This window comes from Termitidicoccus mucosus, from assembly GCF_038725785.1.
Lineage (GTDB): Bacteria > Verrucomicrobiota > Verrucomicrobiia > Opitutales > Opitutaceae > Termitidicoccus > Termitidicoccus mucosus.
Map to the genome: position 1 here is coordinate 4585119 of NZ_CP109796.1, position 18180 is coordinate 4603298.

Here is an 18180-nt window from a genome sequence, read left to right on the forward strand (position 1 = left end):
ATGAAGACTCTGCTCGTTACCGGCTCATCCGGACTCATCGGCTCCGAAGTCTGCGCCTATTTTTCACGTGAACTTGGTTATGCCGTCCACGGCGTGGACAACAACCAGCGCGCCGTTTTTTTCGGCCCGCAAGGCGACACGCGCTGGAACCAGGCGCGGCTGGCGCGCGAGCTGCCCGGTTTCCGGCATCATGAGCTGGACATCCGCGACCGGGCCGGCGTGCTGGCGCTGGTGCGGGAGCTTCGCCCCTCGGTCATCGTGCACACCGCCGCGCAGCCCTCGCACGACCGCGCCGCGGCGATTCCCTTCGACGACTTCGACACCAACGCCGGGGGCACGCTCAACCTGCTGGAGGCGGCGCGCCAAGCCTGCCCCGAGTCGCCCTTCATCCACATGTCCACCAACAAGGTTTACGGCGACGCGCCCAACCGCATCGCGCTCGCCGAGCTGGACACGCGCTGGGACTACGCCGATCCGGCCTGCGCGCACGGCATCGCCGAGACCTTCACCATCGATCAGTCGAAGCACTCGCTCTTCGGCGCCTCGAAGGTCGCCGCCGACATCATGGTGCAGGAATACGGCCGCTACTTCAACCTGCCCGCCTGCGCCCTGCGCGGCGGCTGCCTGACCGGCCCCAACCACTCAGGCGTCGAACTGCACGGCTTCCTCTCCTACCTCGTGAAGTGCAATCTCGAGGACCGCGAGTATCGGGTCTTTGGATACAAGGGCAAGCAGGTGCGCGACAACATCCACTCGCTCGACGTGGCCCGCTTCATGGCCGCCTTTGCCGCCGCGCCCCGGGCCGGCGAGGTTTACAACATCGGCGGCGGCAAGGCCAACTCATGCTCCATCCTCGAAGCCTTCGCGCTGGTGGAAAAGCACAGCGGCAGAAAACAAATCCACACCTACGTGGAGCAAAACCGCGCCGGCGACCACATCTGCTACTACAGCGACCTGCGCAAGATGCGCGCCCACTATCCCGCGTGGGACATTTCCGTCTCCCTCGACGAGACCATCCGCCAGATCGTCGAGGCCCATCGCGCGCGCCTATGAAAACGACCGTCCTCATCTCCGGCATCTGCGGCTTTGTCGGCGCCACGCTCGCCCGCGAACTAGCGAGGCGCGGTTGTTCCGTCAGCGGTTTCGACAATTTCATCCGTCCCGGCAGCGAAACCAACCGCGCCGCGCTCAAGGCACTGGGCATAAAAATCGTCCATGCCGACCTGCGCGCGGCCAGCGACATCGACGCGCTGCCTGCCGCCGAGTGGGTCATCGACGCGGCGGCCAACCCCAGCGTGCTGGCCGGCATCGACGGCCAGACCAGCGCGCGCCAACTCGTCGAGCACAACCTCTCCGGCACCATCAATATCCTCGAGTACTGCAAACGCCACCGCGCCGGCTTCGTCCTGCTGAGCACCAGCCGGGTCTATAAAATCGGGCCGCTCGCCGGCCTACCCGTGGTCGTACGCGCTGACGCCTTCCGCCCCGATGACACACAGGCGCTGCCCTCCGGGCTGACCGCGGCCGGCGTTGGCGAAAGCTTTTCGACCACCGCGCCGGTTTCCCTTTACGGGGCGACCAAACTCGCCAGCGAGGTGCTTGCGCTGGAATACGGCGAGACCTTTGGCTTCCCCGTTTATATCAACCGTTGCGGAGTCCTTGCCGGGGCGGGCCAGTTTGGGCGGCCCGACCAGGGCATCTTTGCCTACTGGATCAACAGCCACCTGCGTCGCTGGCCCCTGCGTTACATCGGTTTCGACGGACAAGGCCATCAGGTGCGCGACTGCCTGCATCCGCGCGATCTGGTCCCGCTGCTCGAAAAGCAGTTTGCCGCGCCCGCCATGCCCGCCGAGGACCGCATCCTTAATGTCAGCGGAGGCGCGGCCTCCGCCATGTCGCTGCGCCAGCTCACCGGCTGGTGCGACCGGCGTTTCGGCCCGCGTCCCGTCGTTTCCGACCCGAAGCCGCGCCCCTTTGACATTCCCTGGATAGTGCTCGACTCCTCCAAGGCGGACCGGCTCTGGAGCTGGAGGCCGGCGATCCCGGCGCAGGACATCCTCGACGAAATCGCCGAGCATGCCCAAAGGCATCCCGGCTGGCTCGAACTCTCCGCACCGCCTTAACCCATCAATGACTACGAACACCACTCCCGAAGATTTGCAGAGCCTCTATGCCAGGCGTTTTGATTCGATGCGCGAGTATCGAAATCGAGTTTGGCACATACTCATCGATTGCTTTTTTCGGAACCATATACCTGCCGAGGGCTCTGTGATGGATCTGGGCTGTGGTTATGGCGAGTTCATCAACAATATCGCCGCAGGCGAAAAGTTTGGCATGGACCTGAATCCCAACGCCAGCCGCCACCTTAATCCCGACGTAAAATTATTCGAACAAGACTGCTCCACGCCCTGGCCGCTGGCGGATTGTTCGTTGGATGCCGTGTTTACCAGCAACTTCTTTGAGCATTTGCCGGATAAGAGCACGCTGCAACGCACGCTCAAGGAGGTCCATCGCTGTCTGAAACCAGGCGGGCGTTTAATGGCAATTGGGCCGAACATCCGCTGCCTGCCCGGTGCTTATTGGGACTTCTGGGATCATTATCTGCCGCTGACGGAACTGTCGCTGGCCGAGGGGCTGCAAAGCCTTGGATTTGAAATTGCCCTCCAGAAAGCCCGTTTTCTTCCATATACCATGGCCCGGGGGATGCAGATTCCCGGCTTCTTGATCGGATTGTATCTGCGCATGCCGTTGTTCTGGCCGATTTTTGGGAAACAATTCCTCGTGATGGCCCTGAAAAAATGAATCCGCCTGCCAAACCCCTTGCGCTCTACTCCGTCATCATCCCCGCCCGGGACGAGGAGGAGTCGCTTCCGTCCACCCTGCGCGATATCCACGCCACGTTTGCCGGGGCGGGAATCCCCCATGAACTGGTGGTGGTTGACGACGGCAGTCGCGACGGCACCTGGACGATTCTGGAAAAATTAAGAAACGAGATACCCGCGCTTGCGCCGGTCAAGAATCCCGGTCCGCATGGCTTTGGACGCGCCATCATCTACGGCCTGGACCACAGCCGGGGGGACGCGGTGGTCATCATGATGGCCGACGCCTCCGACCCCCCGGCCGACGCGGTCAAATACTGGAACCTGCTCAACGCCGGCTGGGACTGCGTCTTCGGCAGCCGTTTTATTAAGGGTGGGAAAGTAATTGATTATCCCCGCATAAAGCTCTGGATCAACCGGCTGGCCAATTTTTTCGTGCGCATCGGCTTTAACATAAGGCTCAACGACACGACCAACGCATTCAAGGCCTACCGCCGCGCGGTGATCGACGGCTGCCGGCCGTTGATCGCGCCGCACTTCAACCTGACGGTGGAAATCCCGCTGAAGGCGATCGTGCGCGGCTTCACCTGGACGGTGATCCCCATATCATGGCAAAACCGCAAGCACGGCGTGGCCAAGCTCAAGATCAAGGAGATGGGCAGCCGCTACTTCTTCATCTGCGCCTACGTCTGGCTCGAAAAATACTTCAGCAGGGGTGATTATAAACGGCAGACATGAGAGTTTCGATCATCACCGCAGTTTATAACAAGCTGGAATGTTCAAGGAAATTCCATGTGAGCCTGACCAAGTATCCACCAGCATGCGACTGGTCATTACTATGGATTGATAATGGCAGCACCGATGGGACGCGCGAGTGGCTGAAAAGCCTTTCACCAAACAGAAACCACGTTGTTTTTAACGATCAAAATCTTGGATATGCGGCTGGCAATAATATTGGAGCGAACATATCAGGAGGTGACGTTTTGATCTTATTAAATAATGATTTGATTTTAACTGCTAACTGGCTTGACCCATTGTCTCATTCATTAAAATCCATTGAGCGAGCGGGAATAATCGGGAACATCCAGTTGCAGCCTGCAACGGGGCGGATTGATCATGCGGGGGTTTGCTATGATTTGATCGGTCGACCCGACCATTATCTCAAGGGACGCCGTCTGTCGGCGGCGCGCGGGCCGGGGCGGTTTTCCAACGCCGTCACCGCCGCCTGCTGCATGATTCGCCGGGATTTATTTTTATCGGTCGGCGGTTTCGACGAGCGTTTCCGCAATGGGTGCGAGGATGTGGATCTGTGCCTGCGACTCGGGCAGAAGGGCTACCGGCATTGGGTGGATTACCGGAGCGTGGTTTATCATCATGTGAGTGCCAGTCCGGGGAGGAAGGACCACGATTTGCAGAATCAGGCGTTGTTCCTGCAACGCTGGGGGCATCTCACCTCCAAATGGGGGCAGAAAGACTGGCCTGGCAATTATTTGTCCAAACACCTGCATAACCCGACCCGGCTAAACGGCACAAAGACACTGGATGCGATCTTGCGTCTGCTCCGGCTCAAGCACGGCGATTCCAAATGGGCCGCCCAAATGCGTCAGCGCATCATGGCAGCGGCTTCGCCGCCAGTTTAAGAGCGTCTAACAAAATGGCTTGAGGAGAACAGCTGCTACCTATATGCTCTTGTATATCTGCGCAACTGGACAGACACTACCCAGCCTTTTACCGCCTCCATTCAGTTGTTTTTCATCGGTGTCTTGGGAGAATACATCGGTGCCATTCTGACCAGGATCACGCGGCGCCACCGGGTCATAGAGGAAGAGCGCATCAATTTCTAAGCCCGATGCTGAACCTGCGCCTGATAAAATTTCTTTTGGTCGGGGTGCTGAACACACTCGTGGGCTATGGGTTGTTCTGCTTCTTTGTGTTTACGGGGCTGCACTACAGTTTTGCCGTCCTTATCGCCACCATTCTTGGGGTGCTTTTCAACTTCCAATCCACCCGCAAACTGGTTTTTAATGACCGGCATGGTTGCGGCCTGCCCACCCTCTCTCTTTATCCTCAGCTATGGCATAGTCTACCTTGTGAATATTCTCGTAGTAAAATCATTCCTCAGCCTCGGCCTGAACAGCTATCAGGCGGGGTTCATCGCACTCCTTCCAGTTGCATTCCTCAGCTACTTCTTGCAGTCACGTTTAGTTTTCATTAAGCCTAAGTCCTGCCGCCGTGCGACATCTGATTCACCCCCTTTCAACCACACCACATGAAAGCAGTCATCCTCGCAGGCGGCCTAGGCACGCGAATCAGTGAAGAAACCCATCTGAAGCCGAAACCCATGGTGGAGATAGGTGGAAAACCGCTCCTCTGGCACGTGCTCAAGATATATTCCGCCCATGGCATCAACGATTTTGTAATCTGTGCGGGTTACAAGGGCTACATCATCAAAGAGTATTTCGCCAATTATTTCCTGCACATGTCGGACGTGACCTTCGACATGACGCGCAACCGCATGGAGGTGCATCACCAACGCTCGGAACCATGGCGGGTCACCATTGTGGACACCGGCGAGGCCACTGCGACAGGAGGACGCTTAAGGCGGGTCCGCGAGTACCTCGGCAACGAAACTTTCTGTTTCACATACGGCGACGGAGTCGGCGATGTCGATATCACCAAACTTGTTGCCTTCCATAAAGCTGAGAGGCGGCAAGCCACGCTCACCGGAGTGCAACCTCCCGGCCGCTACGGAGCGCTCGGCATTCGCGGCAACCGTATCGAGAGTTTCCAAGAAAAACCCCTGGGTGAAGGCGGAGGTTGGATCAACGGTGGTTTTTTTGTGCTCGAGCCCTCTGTGATTGAACTGATTGTCGGCGACGAAATCATGTGGGAACGCCAACCTCTCGAACACTTGGCGGCGGCCGGACAGCTTTCCGTCTATAAACATTCGGGCTTCTGGCAGCCGATGGACACCTTGCGCGAAAAAAATCTGCTCGAAGAGCTATGGACATCGGACAAAGCTCCGTGGAAGATGTGGGAGTAACCGTCATGTCCTTCGCCAATACCTACCGAGGCAAAAGGGTCTTGCTCACTGGCCATACCGGATTCAAGGGTTCTTGGCTCGCCGAGTGGCTGGTTCTCCTCGGTGCCGAGGTTACTGGCTTCGCGCTGCCGCCTCCGACCACACCTTCGCTGTTCGACCAACTCGGGCTATCCAAACGTCTGCGCCATATCGAAGGCGACGTGCGCGACCTCGCTGCGGTGCGCGCCACGGTGGAGATAGTCATGCCTGACTTCGTTTTTCACTTGGCTGCACAGCCATTGGTGCGCCAATCCTACAAACAGCCGGTCGAAACCTACGCGACCAATGTCATGGGCACGGTCAATGCGCTTGAGGCGATTCGCCTTGCCGGGCGCCCGTGTGCAGTTGTGGCGATTACCACTGACAAATGCTACGAAAACAAGGAATGGGTATACAGTTACCGCGAAGAAGACCCGATGGGCGGCTACGATCCTTACAGTTCCTCGAAAGGCGCGGCCGAGCTCGTGATCGCGGCCTATCGCCGCTCGTATTTTCTCTCCCCCGACTCGTCTGTGAAGCTTGCCTCGGCCCGGGCAGGCAACGTTATCGGCGGCGGTGATTGGGCGGTGGATCGCATTATGCCCGACTGCATCCGCGCGCTGCGCCGTGGCGACACAATCCCGGTGCGCAACAAAATCGCCACGCGACCGTGGCAACACGTGCTTGAGCCGCTCTCCGGCTACCTCTGGCTTGGTGCCTGCATGGTCAACCCGAGGCTTACGCCTTATGCCGCCCACTTGACTTCCGCCTTCAACTTCGGCCCCTCGCTTGCTTCCAACCGCACCGTCGCCGAACTTGTCCAGGAAGTCCTCAAACACTGGCCTGGGAGGTGGGAGGACCAGAGTGACCCGAAAGCCGTCCACGAAGCTAGGCTGCTCAACCTCGCCACCGATAAAGCTCATCATTTTCTCAACTGGTCGCCCATTTGGTCCTTTGCTGACACGATCGGCCACACCGTCGCTTGGTATAAAAAAGCAGAGGCTGTGGGCACCGACATCCACGCCCTTACCACCTCGCAGATCAACGCCTATTCCACGGCCGCTCGCGTGGCGGGCATCACTTGGGCCACCTAAGCCATTCACGACCATGACCGACCCTTCGGAAATTAAAGCTAAGATCATCCGCCTCACTCGCCAATATTCTACCCTCATGCACAAGGCCCAACGCCCCGGCAACGATGCCGCGCACGCGCCTTGGTCCCCCGGTCAAACCATCCCCTACGCGGGGCGTGTGTTCGAGGAGGATGAAGTCGAAGCTGCCGTCGGGGCCACGCTCGATTTCTGGCTCACCCTTGGACCCGAGGGCGAATCTTTCGAGAAAGAGTTGGCCGCGTTCCTCGGCATCAAGCACAGCCTCTTGGTCAACTCTGGCTCTTCGGCCAATCTGGTCGCATTCGCCGCTCTCACCACCCACAAGCTTCCCTCTCACAAGCGCATCCGGCCCGGCGACGAAGTCATCACCGTGGCCGCTGGCTTTCCGACCACCGTTGCCCCCATTATCCAATCCGGCGCGGTTGCAGTGTTCGTGGATAACGATCCGGTCACCGGCAATATCCGTGCCGGGCAGCTCGAAGCCGCCTACGTTCCCGGCAAGACCAAGGCCGTGATGATCGCCCATGCGCTGGGCAATCCCTTCGATCTCGGTACCGTGCTTGAGTTTTGCCGCAAATACGACTTGTGGTTGATCGAAGACAACTGCGACGCTCTCGGTTGCGCCTACTCGATGCCGATCACCCGTGCGAAGGAGCTCGGTATCACCGAAAACTCTCCCGGCATCCCCTCTGACGGTGTGTGCATCACTCGCTACACTGGCACTTGGGGCGACATCTCCACGCAGTCCTTCTATCCTCCACATCACCTCACGATGGGCGAAGGCGGCGCAGTCAACATCACCAGCCGTTCCCCACTCAAGAACTACGCGGAGAGCTTCCGCGATTGGGGTCGCGATTGCTGGTGCGCCTCCGGCAAGGACGATACCTGCAAAAAACGCTTCGGTTGGCAACTCGGCGAACTCCCAAATGGTTACGATCACAAATACATCTACAGTCACCTCGGCTACAACCTAAAGCCGCTCGACCCACAGGCCGCGATTGGCCGCAGGCAATTGAAAAAGCTTCCTGCCTTCATCGAAGCGCGCAAGCAAAACTGGGAAACCCTTCGCTCTGGCCTCGCTGACTTGGAGGAAGTGTTCGAGTTTACGCTGCCCACCCACGCCACGCGCTGGATACCACCTTCCGAACGCAAACTCCCACGCTCAGCTTTTCCCACATCCTTCCAGTGGGACTCCACCGGCTGTCGAACCGATGCCTCATGGTTCGGCTTCATGCTCCGAGTAAAGCCCTCCGCGCCCTTCACCCACACCGACCTCGCCCGCCACCTCGGCGAAAAAAGAATCGGCACACGTATGCTCTTTGGCGGCAACTTGCTTCGCCAGCCGGCATTCGTGCAACTCAAAAAAGACCGTCCGCAAGCGCTTCGTGTTACTGGCGGACTCACCGGCGCCGACGAAATCATGAACCGCGCGCTTTTCCTCGGCACCTATCCCGGGCTCACGACTGCGATGCTGGATTACGAAATTGAAACGATTCGCAATTTTGTGAGAAAATACTGATGTCATCAATCAGAGCAGTTGCGCCGCTTTTTCGCGAAGACCTCGACCATGTCCTCACACACACCCGCGGACTGTGGGAGGAGGCGCGCGGCCGCACGTTTTTCATTACTGGCGGCACGGGCTTCTTCGGCATGTGGCTCTTGGAAAGCTTCGCATACATCAACGACGCCCTTGATCTCGGCATGCGTGCCGTAATCCTCACCCGCAACCCATCGGCTTTCGCTCACAAGGCGCCCCACTTGACTTTGCGTCCCGACCTATCGTTCATCGCGGGCGATGTGCGTTCGTTTGCCTTTCCCGACGGCCGGTTCGACTATGTCATCCATGCGGCTACCGAAGCCAGTATCAAGCTCAATAATGAAGCCCCGCACGAGATGCTCGACACCATCATCGGCGGCACTCGCCGCGTGCTTGACTTCGCCGGGCACTGCGGTGTCCGCAAGCTGCTTTTTACCAGTTCGGGCGCCGTCTACGGCAAACAACCCGCGGACCTAACGCACGTACCCGAAGATTACCCCGGCGCCCCCGACCCGCTGCTGCCTGACTCAGCCTACGGCGAAGGCAAGCGCGTCTCCGAACACATGTGCGTGGTGCACGCTCGCCACCACGGTTATGAGGCCAAGATTGCCCGTTGCTTCGCCTTTGTGGGTCCGTATTTGCCTCTCGATGCCCACTTTGCCATAGGCAACTTCATTCGTGATGCCCTCTGCGGCGGTCCCATAAAAATCGCCGGCGACGGCACTCCTATACGGAGCTATCTCTATGCATCTGACTTGGCGGCGTGGCTGTGGACTCTGCTCTTCAAAGCGTCTTCCTCGCGTGCCTATAATATTGGTTCGGAGCAAGGTTTGAGCATCAGAGAATTGGCCGCCGAGATTGTTCACATTCTTGATTGCCCTTTCCCGGTGCAAGTCGCCAAGGTGGCAAATCCCTCAGCCCCGGTCAGCCGCTATGTACCATCGGTTGGCCGCGCGGCGCACGAACTCAATCTTCAAGCATCCATCCCTCTTCACGAATCCATACGACGCACGGCCGCATGGCATCAATCACTAGCCAATATATGATCCGAGTCGCCGATTATATCGCCCAGACCCTTGCCCGGCACGGTATCCGCCATGTCTTCATGGTCACCGGAGGTGGCGCCATGCACCTCAATGACGCTTTCGGTCGCAACCGCGACCTTCAGATTGTCTGCTGCCATCACGAACAAGCCTGCGCCATTGCGGCGGAGACCTATTATCGCACCACGAACCGTATGGCTGCGGTTAACGTCACCACAGGCCCTGGCGGTACCAACGCCATCACTGGCGTCTACGGCGCCTACGTCGATTCCATGGCGATGGTCGTTGTCTCCGGCCAAGTGAAGTGGGAAACGCTCGTGCGCAGCACGGCGCTCCCGCTCCGGCAGCTAGGCGATCAAGAGGTGGACATCATACGCATGATTGAGGGGATCACCAAATACGCCGTCGTCGTGCAAAATCCCCAGTCGATCCGCTACCACCTAGAACGTGCACTGCACCTCGCGTCCCATGGCCGACCCGGCCCTGTTTGGCTTGATGTCCCCATCAACGTGCAAGGAGCCATGATCGATCCCGCTTCGCTCACAGGCTACGATCCAGCCGATGACGCGATCGCGTGGGAGACATCCGACCTCCGCGCAACTGTTGTCGACATCGTCACCCGCCTTCGTGCCGCCGAGCGCCCCGTCATCTACGCTGGCACGGGCGTGCGTCTTTCCGGCCAATACGACACCTTTCTCAGGCTGGCAGAACGTCTCGGCGTTCCCATGGTCGGTGCTTGGAACTCCAACGACCTCCTACCCAACAACCACCTCGCCTATGCGGGGCGCCCCGGATCCATTGGTGACCGTCCAGGTAACTTTACGGTTCAAAATTCCGATTTGCTCATCATTCTCGGCTGCCGGCTGAACATCCGCCTAGTCTCCTACAATTGGGAAAAATTTGCGCGCCGCGCCTACAAGGTCATGGTCGACATCGACGCAGCCGAGCTGAAGAAACCCACCCTTAAGATCGACTTGCCCGTCCACGCCGATCTCAAGGACTTCCTGCCCGCCTTTGAGGAGGCTACACGTGGCTGGAATCCGCGCCATGCTGATTGGCTCGCTTGGTGCCGCGAACGCGTGGCCAAGTATTCCGTGGTTTTGCCCGAATACTGGGATCTCAAGGACAAGGTTAATCCTTACTGCTTCATGGACCGCCTCTCTGCGCAACTATGCGATGGCGAACTGATTGTCTGCGGTGATGGCACCGCCTGCGTAACTGCTTTTCAGACAATAAAGATTCGTCCCCGCCAGCGGTTGTTCCATAACTCTGGCTGCGCGCCTATGGGCTACGATTTGCCCGGTGCCATCGGCGTCGCCATCGCTAACCCTGGCAGACGTGTCGTCTGTCTGGCTGGCGATGGCAGTGTCATGATGAACCTGCAAGAACTCCAGACCATCGCCGGCCGCGGGCTGCCTGTAAAAATTTTCATTTTGAACAATACCGGTTATCACTCGATCCGACAGACGCAGGCCAATTTTTTCGCTGACAACATCGTAGGCTGTGGCACCGATTCGGGTCTCAGCTTCCCCGACTTCGATAAGGTCGCCCATGCCTTCGGACTGCCTTTCAAGCGTTGTCAGACCCACGCCGAACTCGACGCCTGCATCGAGGCCACGCTGATTGAGCCGGGGCCGACCCTGTGCGAGATCATGCTCGATCTGAAACAGTCGTTCGCTCCGAAGCTGTCCTCCCGCAAGTTGGACGACGGTCGCATGGTGACCGCCGCTTTGGAAGACATGGCGCCCTTTCTGCCACGCGAGGAACTAAAGGCCAACATGCTCGTCCCCATCTTTGAAAGTTGATCCATCCATGTTACTGCAACGCACCGTCTTGATAACTGGAGGAGCTCGTGGTATCGGTGCCTCCATCGCTGCCGCGCTATCTGCCCGAGGCGATCGCGTCATCGCCCCGCCGCGCGTCGAACTTGACCTCTCAAGTCCGGCCTCGATCGAGGCCTATATCACCGCGCAACGCGAGTTGCCCGTCGACATTCTCGTTAATAACGCCGGCATCAATGTGCTCAACCCCATCGGCGGAATAACGTGGGACACTTGGCAGGCCATGCTGCAGACCAACCTCAGCTCAGCGCTTCGCCTTATCCAAGCCTACGCCCCCGGCATGCAGGCGCGCGGTTGGGGTCGTATCCTGAACGTGAGCACGATTTTCAGCCTCGTGACCAAGGAACACCGCGCGGCGTATTCGATGACCAAGGCAGCGCTTAACGCGCTCACCCGCAGCGCGGCGGTGGAATTCGGCCCGGCGGGTGTTCTTGTCAATGCGCTGGCACCAGGCTACGTCGACACGGCACTCACGCGCCAGAACAATTCCCCCGAAGCCATAGCCGCGCTCACAGCTGCCATCCCCCTGCGCCGCCTCGCCCAGCCGGAGGAACTCGCCCGCGCAGCCGTCTTGCTCGTGTCGGAAGAGAATACCTACCTCACAGGCCAGACGATTGTCGTCGATGGCGGATTCACCTGCCAATAATCGCCCACAACTATGTTTACAATCAAAAGTCGCTCGCACGACTACACCGTTGAGAACTTCGATACTCTTGCCGCCGCGCTTGCTTCTATTGATCGCGCCCGGGCGTATTACCTTGTGGACCAAGCGATCATCACTCTCTACGGGGCTGCGTTTGTCGACGGCACTACCTCTGGCAGGACGGTGGTGATCGAGGCCACCGAGGAAAACAAGGCCTTCGAGTGTTTGACACCGGTTTTCCTCAGTCTGCTGGAACGCGGGTTGAAGCGTGATGGCGTGTTGGTCGTCATCGGTGGCGGTGTGTTGCAGGACATCGGCTGCTTTATCGCCACGGTACTTTTCCGCGGCCTGCGCTGGGAACTCGTTCCCACCACTTTGCTCGCCCAAGCCGACAGCTGCATCGGTAGTAAAAGCTCAATCAATATCGGCCCCTACAAAAATCAGATTGGCACATTTTATCCGCCGCATCGGGTCCTGCTTACCCCGCAAGTGCTGAAAACGCTACCTCCCGATGAAATCCGCTCGGGACTGGGAGAAATCATCAAGCTCCAATTGCTCCGAGGCCAAGCCGATTTCGACGAACTCATGGCGGATCTCTCCATTTTGACTTCGGTCACGCAAGCACAGATCACCGCCAAGTGGGTGCATCGTTCCTTGTCGGTCAAACAACCCTATATTGAGGCCGACGAATACGACCGAGACATCCGCAACCTGCTTAACTACGGCCATACCTTTGGCCACGCTTATGAATCGGCTACCCATTATGGTATTCCTCACGGCATCGCCGTCACCCTCGGCATGCTCACCGCGACCTATCTCTCGGTTCGGCTCGGTCTGGTTTCCGAGGCTCACTATTTCGAACTGAAAGCCAAGCTGTCCGCTTGGCACCAACCCTACGGCGCCGTCCTCCGCGAAGCGGATCGCTCGATCATTTTCAAGGCCATCAAATATGACAAAAAAAACACCGGCGATGCGGTAAACTGCATCCTTACGTGCGGTCCTGGCCGCATGAGGAAAACCAAGGTGGATTTCATCCGCGACCTCCAGCCCGCTGTCACTCATTTCATCGAACAGGAACTGGCCATTTAAAGTTCGCCTCCAGTCTCTTATCAATATACTATAAACATAATCCATGAACCGTGATATATTCGAAAACCTCTTCGTTCTTGAAATGACCAATAATCACCAAGGCAATCTTAAACGCGCCTTGGACATAGTTCACGAACACAGCCGCGTGGTGCGTTTCAACAACGTGAGGGCCGCGATCAAGTTGCAATTCCGCGATGTGGACAGCTTCGTCCACAAAGGTTTTCGTGATCGTGCCGACATACGCTATATCAAGCGCGTGCTCGAGACCAAGATGTCGAAAGGAGACTACGCGGTGCTTGTCGAGGCTATCAAAAAGAGCGGCTGCATTCCCATGGCCACACCGTTTGACGAAAAATCCGTGGATTGGTGTGTGGATTTCAACATGCCTATCATCAAGATTGCCAGCGCGGACTCCAACGACTGGCTGCTCCTTGAGCGCATCGCTGCGACCCGCAAACCTTGTATTATCTCATTTGGCGCCACACCGCTCAAGGACATGGACGATGTGGTCACCTTTTTTGAGAATCGCAATATTCCCTTGGCTATCAACCACTGTGTGGCCGCCTACCCCCATGAGAACGCGGAGTGCGAGCTCAACCAGATCGACTTCTTTAAGAAGCGCTATCCCGGTCACACCATCGGCTGGTCCTGCCACGAATATAAGGATTGGGATACCTCCATCAAGATCGCCTATGCCAAAGGCGCTCGGACCTTCGAACGACACATCGATATTGACACCGATGGCTTCAAGGTTGCCGCCTATTCCTCCCTGCCCGGTCAGCTCGATATTTGGTTCAAGGCCTTTCATAAGGCCGTGGAGTTTTGCGGCACCACTAGCAGCGAGCGCAAACTCCCCTTGGCCAAAGAAACCGCTTACCTTGATACATACATCCGCGGCGTCTATGCTAAACACGATCTCAAGCCCGGCCAACTTATAACCGAAGAAGATATATATTTGGCGATTCCCCTGCAGAAAGGCCAGCTCTCTTGCCGTGAGCTTATGCTTGGTCGCTTCGGTCACAAGATCACCAAGGAAGTCAAAGCTGACGCACCCTTGGTAATAGATGATATTGACACCCCTTATTCCGAAAACGATCAACTCAAACAACTCATCTACAATCGGGGCCTTTAGGTTATGTAATCAGATTAACGGAATCCTGCATCTCGCCAGACTCCACCGCATCCCACATGCGTCAACAGCAGCAGAAACCTCGCGGTATTCATGGCCCCCCGCCCAAGCTAAGCCTTCTTATGGCGGTCTATAACCGCCTTGATCTCACTCGGCTCTGCTTGCTTACCTTGGAGAACTCGCTGGCAGGTATGATCGACTACGAGGTTATCATCGTCGATGATGGCAGCACCGACGGCACCCACGACTGGCTGTGCACATTACCTTCCTCTCACCACACCGTCATCCTCAATGAGCGCAACCTCGGCTACGCCACCAGCAACAACCTCGGGGCTCAGATCGCGACTGGTGACATTCTTTGCCTCCTCAATAATGACCTTACACTCACCGCAGGCTGGTATAAGCCGATGTACGCAACACTCGTTGATATCGATCGGGCTGGCATAATCGGCAATATCCAATTGCAACCTGCAACGAATCGGATTGATCATGCGGGGGGCTGTTTTGATCTTATTGGTCTTCCAGACCACCGTTTAAAGGGTCGACCATTGTCGGCGGCGCGCGGGCCGGGGCGGTTTTCCACCGCCGTCACCGCCGCCTGCTGCATGATTCGCCGGGACTTGTTTCTATCGGTCGGCGGTTTCGACGAACGGTATCGCAATGGGTGCGAGGATGTGGATCTGTGCCTGCGACTCGGGCAGAAGGGCTACCGGCATTGGGTGGATTACCGGAGCGTGGTTTATCATCATGTGAGTGCCAGTCCGGGGAGGAAGGACCACGATTTGCAGAATCAGGCGTTGTTCCTGCAACGCTGGGGGCATCTCACCTCCAAATGGGGGCAGAAAGACTGGCCTGGCAATTATTTGTCCAAACACCTGCATAACCCGACCCGGCTAAACGGCACAAAGACACTGGATGCGATCTTGCGTCTGCTCCGGCTCAAGCACGGCGATTCCAAATGGGCCGCCCAAATGCGTCAGCGCATCATGGCGGCGGTTTCGCCACCAGTTTAAGTTCCAAGTTTAAGAGGGATCTAAAATTAACCGCAAAGGGCGCAAAGGATACGAAGAAAATAATATAACTCGCTCTTCACTTCTTGGCGTCCTTCGCGACCTTCGCGGTTAAAATGAATTTCAAGTCCCAACCCCCGTTTCTCATTTCAACTTCCCTCCTTTGGCGAAGGCGGCGAGTTTTTCGGCCATTTGCCGGATGGTTTTGCCGCTGGCGGCGGCGCGCGCGGCGGCGAGTTGCTCTTCTATCAACCGGGTGGGGGCGGTCGGGAGCGCGGCCAGCAACGGGCCGGTCGTTTCGATGGGTGTCCGGGGCAAAAGCAGACCCGTCCGGGGCGTGACGATTTCGGCGGTGCCTCCGGTATCGGTGGCGGCAACATACGCGCCGCAGGCCATCGCCTCCACCACGGTCAACGCAAAGGGTTCGTCCCACTGGCTGGTGAACAGCAGCATTCCGACTCGATGATAAAAACGACTGGCAAGCTGATTGCGCGGAACCGCCCCGAGCAACTCAACTCTGGAAGCCAGAACCGGATTCGCGGCGATTTTCCTTTGTATTTCGCATCCGTGGGCCGTGCGCATATCCCCCGCGAGCAGGAAGCGCAAATCCCGTTGCCCGGCGGCGGCGCGGGCAAACATATCCAGCGCCTGGGCAATACCCTTCTCGGGTTGAATGCGTCCGCAAAATCCCCACGTCCGCCAGCGGTCGGCGCTCATCGGAGCGAAAGGAAACAGGGTCGGATCAATGCCATTGGGAATGACCGCGGCTTCCTCGAGTCGTGGAAGCGCCGGGGCGTTTTTCTTCAGGACAAAGTCGCTGACAAAGGCGGCGCGCCGGATGCACGCCAAGTCGGCCGGCGCGGGTTTCCGCATTCCGTAAAACCGGCGGACACGGGCCGCCCCCAGCATGATGAGCGGGGAAAGAGAAAATCGGTTCGCGACGGCGGCCTGCCAGAGTTTGTCGCAATCGGGATACTCGGCCGGCCAGTAATCGGAGATCCACGCGACCGGATTGCGGGCGGCGGCAATCGCGGGGACCCATTGAAGCGTGGAGAGCCGGCGCGGGTTGAAGAGGAGGGTCACATCGGCTGCCGCGGCCTCGCGCTGAAGGGTTTCGGCGGCGCGGGCGTTGTCCGTCAGATGGCGCGCGGCGGGCAGCAAGGCATGATGGTGAGTCCAGCCGCGCGGGAAATACCCTGTCAGGCGGCCGGCGGTCACGCGCGGCGGATACGGCCCAAGATTTGGGCGTCCGGTCGTGGCGCAGTGACAGCGGATTTGCCATCCGCAGTCGCGCTCCAGCGCATCCATGCACTCCGAGGCGACCATCTCATAACCGCCAACGCAATCGGGGGCATGGAGGTTTGAAATGACGAGGGCGCGGCACATGGAACAAGATGGATGTCGGGTGAAAAGGAGCATGCGGCCGTTCCCGTGCGTGGCAACACGGACATGACGCCTGCCATGCAAGCCGTGGCCGTAGCGCATCTGCTCTTTTTTTATCCGAAAACATCAACGAATCATCTTCTTATGGGCTGGAACCACCCCCGCCGGCGCTGTTCCAACGTCCCCGCGGCCTTCCAAGTCTGGCATTGCCTGCCCGTGGCAATCGCGTGAACTGGAACGCCTCTCGTTTCCATGTCCGATCACGATTCCACGCCCGCCATCGAAGTCCGTAACCTCGTCAAGTCCTACGCGGGCTTCACGGCGGTCAACAACGTGAGCTTCACCGTGCAGCGCGGCGAAATCCTCGGCTTCCTCGGGCCCAACGGCGCCGGCAAATCCACCACCATGCGCATCCTCACCGGCTTCCTCTCGGCCACCTCCGGCGAGGCGCGCGTGTGCGGCGTGCCCGTCGCCTCGCAGCCCAGCGCGGTCAAGCGCCTCATCGGCTACATGGCGGAAAACAACCCGCTCCCCGAGGACATGCGCGTGACCGAATACCTGCACTACCGCGGCCGCCTGAAGGAGCTGCCCCGCCGCAAGCTCGCCGCGCGCATCGCCGAGGTCCTGGAACTCTGCGACCTCGGGCGCGAGCGCCACCGCATCATCGGCAAGCTCTCCAAGGGCTTTCGCCAGCGCGTCGGCATCGCCGAGGCCATTCTCGCCGAGCCGCCCGTCATCATCATGGACGAGCCCACCATCGGCCTCGACCCGCACCAGATCCAGCTCGTCCGCGACCTCATCGCCAGCCTGCGCGGACGCATGACGGTCATCATCTCCTCGCACATCCTGCCCGAGATCGAGGTCACCTGCGACCGCGTGCTCATCATCAACCGCGGCCGCGTCGTCGCCGCCGGCACGCCCGGCGAACTGCGCCGCGACATCTTCGGCCATTCCCTCTACAAGCTCGAAATCCTCGGCGACCCCGAACTCCTCCCCCCGATCCTCGAAAGCATCGACCCCACGCTGAAAATCGACGAGCGCACCGCGCCCGACGCCGACGGCTTCCAGACCCTGCAACTCGTCACGCGCCGCGAGGATTCCATCAGCGAAAAACTCCTCAAAACCCTCGCCGCCGACAAACGTTTCCGCGTGCGCGGCGTCACCCGCGAACATCCGACGCTCGAGGATGTCTTCCTCGCCGCGACGAAACGCACCCGGGAGATCATCGACTACCGGAAAAACCCGTGATACCGCAAAGCGCCGCGCCGGCAACCAAAAATCAATTTTCAAATCCCAAAAAAACAATTCAAAAAATCCCAATGGAAAAAATTCCAAAATCCCAAAGGACTGCCGCCGGGGTGCGATTCGAAGTGATGTCAGAATCGAAAAGGAGGAGGAGGGACGCTTGCGCAGGAGCGGCGGCGTCCCGCCGCCGGACGCGAGCAACGCGAGCGCCCGTTCACATGCAGGCTTTCGCACATCCCATCTCAAACGGGCGAGGCTTCGCCTCGTC

The 18180-nt window shown here is 58.6% G+C and carries 17 protein-coding genes; 16 read left to right on the top strand and 1 reads right to left on the bottom strand.

Annotated features, from left to right (window positions below):
• The 15 genes from OH491_RS15945 (at window position 1) to OH491_RS16020 (ending at window position 15287) form a co-directional block, all read left to right on the top strand.
• Window positions 1-1053 (top strand): NAD-dependent epimerase/dehydratase family protein, encoded by a 1053-nt coding sequence (locus tag OH491_RS15945; protein WP_068770574.1) that lies wholly within the window; start codon window positions 1-3, stop codon window positions 1051-1053.
• Entirely contained in the window at window positions 1050-2123 is a 1074-nt protein-coding gene (locus OH491_RS15950) for an NAD-dependent epimerase/dehydratase family protein (protein WP_068770573.1), read from the top strand. Before OH491_RS15945 ends, OH491_RS15950 begins: the two co-directional genes overlap by 4 nt.
• Window positions 2124-2130: 7 nt before the next feature.
• On the top strand, window positions 2131-2802 hold the full coding sequence (locus tag OH491_RS15955) for a class I SAM-dependent methyltransferase (RefSeq protein ID WP_068770572.1): 672 nt from the start codon (window positions 2131-2133) through the stop codon (window positions 2800-2802).
• Entirely contained in the window at window positions 2799-3557 is a 759-nt protein-coding gene (locus OH491_RS15960) for a glycosyltransferase family 2 protein (protein ID WP_068770571.1), read from the top strand. The genes OH491_RS15955 and OH491_RS15960 overlap by 4 nt, the downstream gene beginning before the upstream one ends.
• Window positions 3554-4459 (top strand): glycosyltransferase family 2 protein, encoded by a 906-nt coding sequence (locus OH491_RS15965; protein WP_084442218.1) that lies wholly within the window; start codon window positions 3554-3556, stop codon window positions 4457-4459. The genes OH491_RS15960 and OH491_RS15965 overlap by 4 nt, the downstream gene beginning before the upstream one ends.
• Window positions 4460-4668: 209 nt before the next feature.
• Window positions 4669-5034 (top strand): GtrA family protein, encoded by a 366-nt coding sequence (locus OH491_RS15975; protein ID WP_084442217.1) that lies wholly within the window; start codon window positions 4669-4671, stop codon window positions 5032-5034.
• Between the two features lie 54 nt (window positions 5035-5088).
• The gene (gene rfbF / locus OH491_RS15980) at window positions 5089-5862 is read left to right on the top strand and encodes a glucose-1-phosphate cytidylyltransferase (protein ID WP_068770568.1); all 774 of its coding nucleotides are present in this window, start codon (window positions 5089-5091) and stop codon (window positions 5860-5862) included.
• 5 nt (window positions 5863-5867) lie between these two features.
• Complete coding sequence (rfbG, locus tag OH491_RS15985) at window positions 5868-6974, top strand: CDP-glucose 4,6-dehydratase (RefSeq protein ID WP_068770567.1); 1107 nt, start codon at window positions 5868-5870, stop codon at window positions 6972-6974.
• Between the two features lie 13 nt (window positions 6975-6987).
• A complete protein-coding gene (gene rfbH, locus OH491_RS15990; RefSeq protein ID WP_068770566.1) occupies window positions 6988-8511 on the top strand; it encodes a lipopolysaccharide biosynthesis protein RfbH in 1524 nt (507 codons plus the stop codon).
• A complete protein-coding gene (locus OH491_RS15995; protein WP_068770565.1) occupies window positions 8511-9575 on the top strand; it encodes an NAD-dependent epimerase/dehydratase family protein in 1065 nt (354 codons plus the stop codon). Before rfbH ends, OH491_RS15995 begins: the two co-directional genes overlap by 1 nt.
• On the top strand, window positions 9572-11377 hold the full coding sequence (locus OH491_RS16000) for a thiamine pyrophosphate-binding protein (RefSeq protein ID WP_068770564.1): 1806 nt from the start codon (window positions 9572-9574) through the stop codon (window positions 11375-11377). The genes OH491_RS15995 and OH491_RS16000 overlap by 4 nt, the downstream gene beginning before the upstream one ends.
• Before the next feature lie 7 nt (window positions 11378-11384).
• A complete protein-coding gene (locus OH491_RS16005; protein WP_068770563.1) occupies window positions 11385-12059 on the top strand; it encodes an SDR family NAD(P)-dependent oxidoreductase in 675 nt (224 codons plus the stop codon).
• 12 nt (window positions 12060-12071) lie between these two features.
• Window positions 12072-13145, top strand: coding sequence for an AroB-related putative sugar phosphate phospholyase (cyclizing) (locus tag OH491_RS16010; protein ID WP_068770562.1), 1074 nt, complete (start codon window positions 12072-12074; stop codon window positions 13143-13145).
• Between the two features lie 43 nt (window positions 13146-13188).
• Entirely contained in the window at window positions 13189-14277 is a 1089-nt protein-coding gene (locus OH491_RS16015; protein WP_068770561.1) for an N-acetylneuraminate synthase family protein, read from the top strand.
• Between the two features lie 119 nt (window positions 14278-14396).
• A complete protein-coding gene (locus tag OH491_RS16020) occupies window positions 14397-15287 on the top strand; it encodes a glycosyltransferase (RefSeq protein ID WP_068770560.1) in 891 nt (296 codons plus the stop codon).
• A 141-nt stretch (window positions 15288-15428) separates the two neighbouring features.
• Here OH491_RS16020 and OH491_RS16025 read toward each other — a convergent pair whose 3' ends face one another.
• Window positions 15429-16670 carry a glycosyltransferase gene (locus OH491_RS16025; RefSeq protein ID WP_068770559.1) on the bottom strand — a complete coding sequence of 414 codons (1242 nt, stop codon included), beginning with the start codon at window positions 16668-16670 and terminating at the stop codon, window positions 15429-15431.
• Window positions 16671-16919: 249 nt separating this feature from the next.
• Between OH491_RS16025 and OH491_RS16030 the strand changes: the two genes are divergently transcribed.
• A complete protein-coding gene (locus OH491_RS16030; protein WP_068770557.1) occupies window positions 16920-17915 on the top strand; it encodes an ABC transporter ATP-binding protein in 996 nt (331 codons plus the stop codon).
• Window positions 17916-18180 lie beyond the last annotated feature (265 nt).

Bases quoted from the DNA above. Each gene is read 5' to 3' on its own strand.
- OH491_RS16000 (WP_068770564.1), top strand. From the start codon at position 9,572: ATGATCCGAGTCGCCGATTATATCGCCCAGACCCTTGCCCGGCACGGT.
- rfbG (WP_068770567.1), top strand. From the start codon at position 5,868: ATGTCCTTCGCCAATACCTACCGAGGCAAAAGGGTCTTGCTCACTGGC.
- OH491_RS15965 (WP_084442218.1), top strand. From the start codon at position 3,554: ATGAGAGTTTCGATCATCACCGCAGTTTATAACAAGCTGGAATGTTCA.
- OH491_RS15950 (WP_068770573.1), top strand. From the start codon at position 1,050: ATGAAAACGACCGTCCTCATCTCCGGCATCTGCGGCTTTGTCGGCGCC.
- OH491_RS16015 (WP_068770561.1), top strand. From the start codon at position 13,189: ATGAACCGTGATATATTCGAAAACCTCTTCGTTCTTGAAATGACCAAT.
- OH491_RS16030 (WP_068770557.1), top strand. From the start codon at position 16,920: ATGTCCGATCACGATTCCACGCCCGCCATCGAAGTCCGTAACCTCGTC.
- OH491_RS16005 (WP_068770563.1), top strand. From the start codon at position 11,385: ATGTTACTGCAACGCACCGTCTTGATAACTGGAGGAGCTCGTGGTATC.
- OH491_RS16020 (WP_068770560.1), top strand. From the start codon at position 14,397: ATGGCGGTCTATAACCGCCTTGATCTCACTCGGCTCTGCTTGCTTACC.
- OH491_RS15945 (WP_068770574.1), top strand. From the start codon at position 1: ATGAAGACTCTGCTCGTTACCGGCTCATCCGGACTCATCGGCTCCGAA.
- rfbH (WP_068770566.1), top strand. From the start codon at position 6,988: ATGACCGACCCTTCGGAAATTAAAGCTAAGATCATCCGCCTCACTCGC.
- OH491_RS15995 (WP_068770565.1), top strand. From the start codon at position 8,511: ATGTCATCAATCAGAGCAGTTGCGCCGCTTTTTCGCGAAGACCTCGAC.
- rfbF (WP_068770568.1), top strand. From the start codon at position 5,089: ATGAAAGCAGTCATCCTCGCAGGCGGCCTAGGCACGCGAATCAGTGAA.
- OH491_RS16025 (WP_068770559.1), bottom strand. From the start codon at position 16,670: ATGTGCCGCGCCCTCGTCATTTCAAACCTCCATGCCCCCGATTGCGTT.
- OH491_RS15955 (WP_068770572.1), top strand. From the start codon at position 2,131: ATGACTACGAACACCACTCCCGAAGATTTGCAGAGCCTCTATGCCAGG.
- OH491_RS16010 (WP_068770562.1), top strand. From the start codon at position 12,072: ATGTTTACAATCAAAAGTCGCTCGCACGACTACACCGTTGAGAACTTC.
- OH491_RS15960 (WP_068770571.1), top strand. From the start codon at position 2,799: ATGAATCCGCCTGCCAAACCCCTTGCGCTCTACTCCGTCATCATCCCC.
- OH491_RS15975 (WP_084442217.1), top strand. From the start codon at position 4,669: ATGCTGAACCTGCGCCTGATAAAATTTCTTTTGGTCGGGGTGCTGAAC.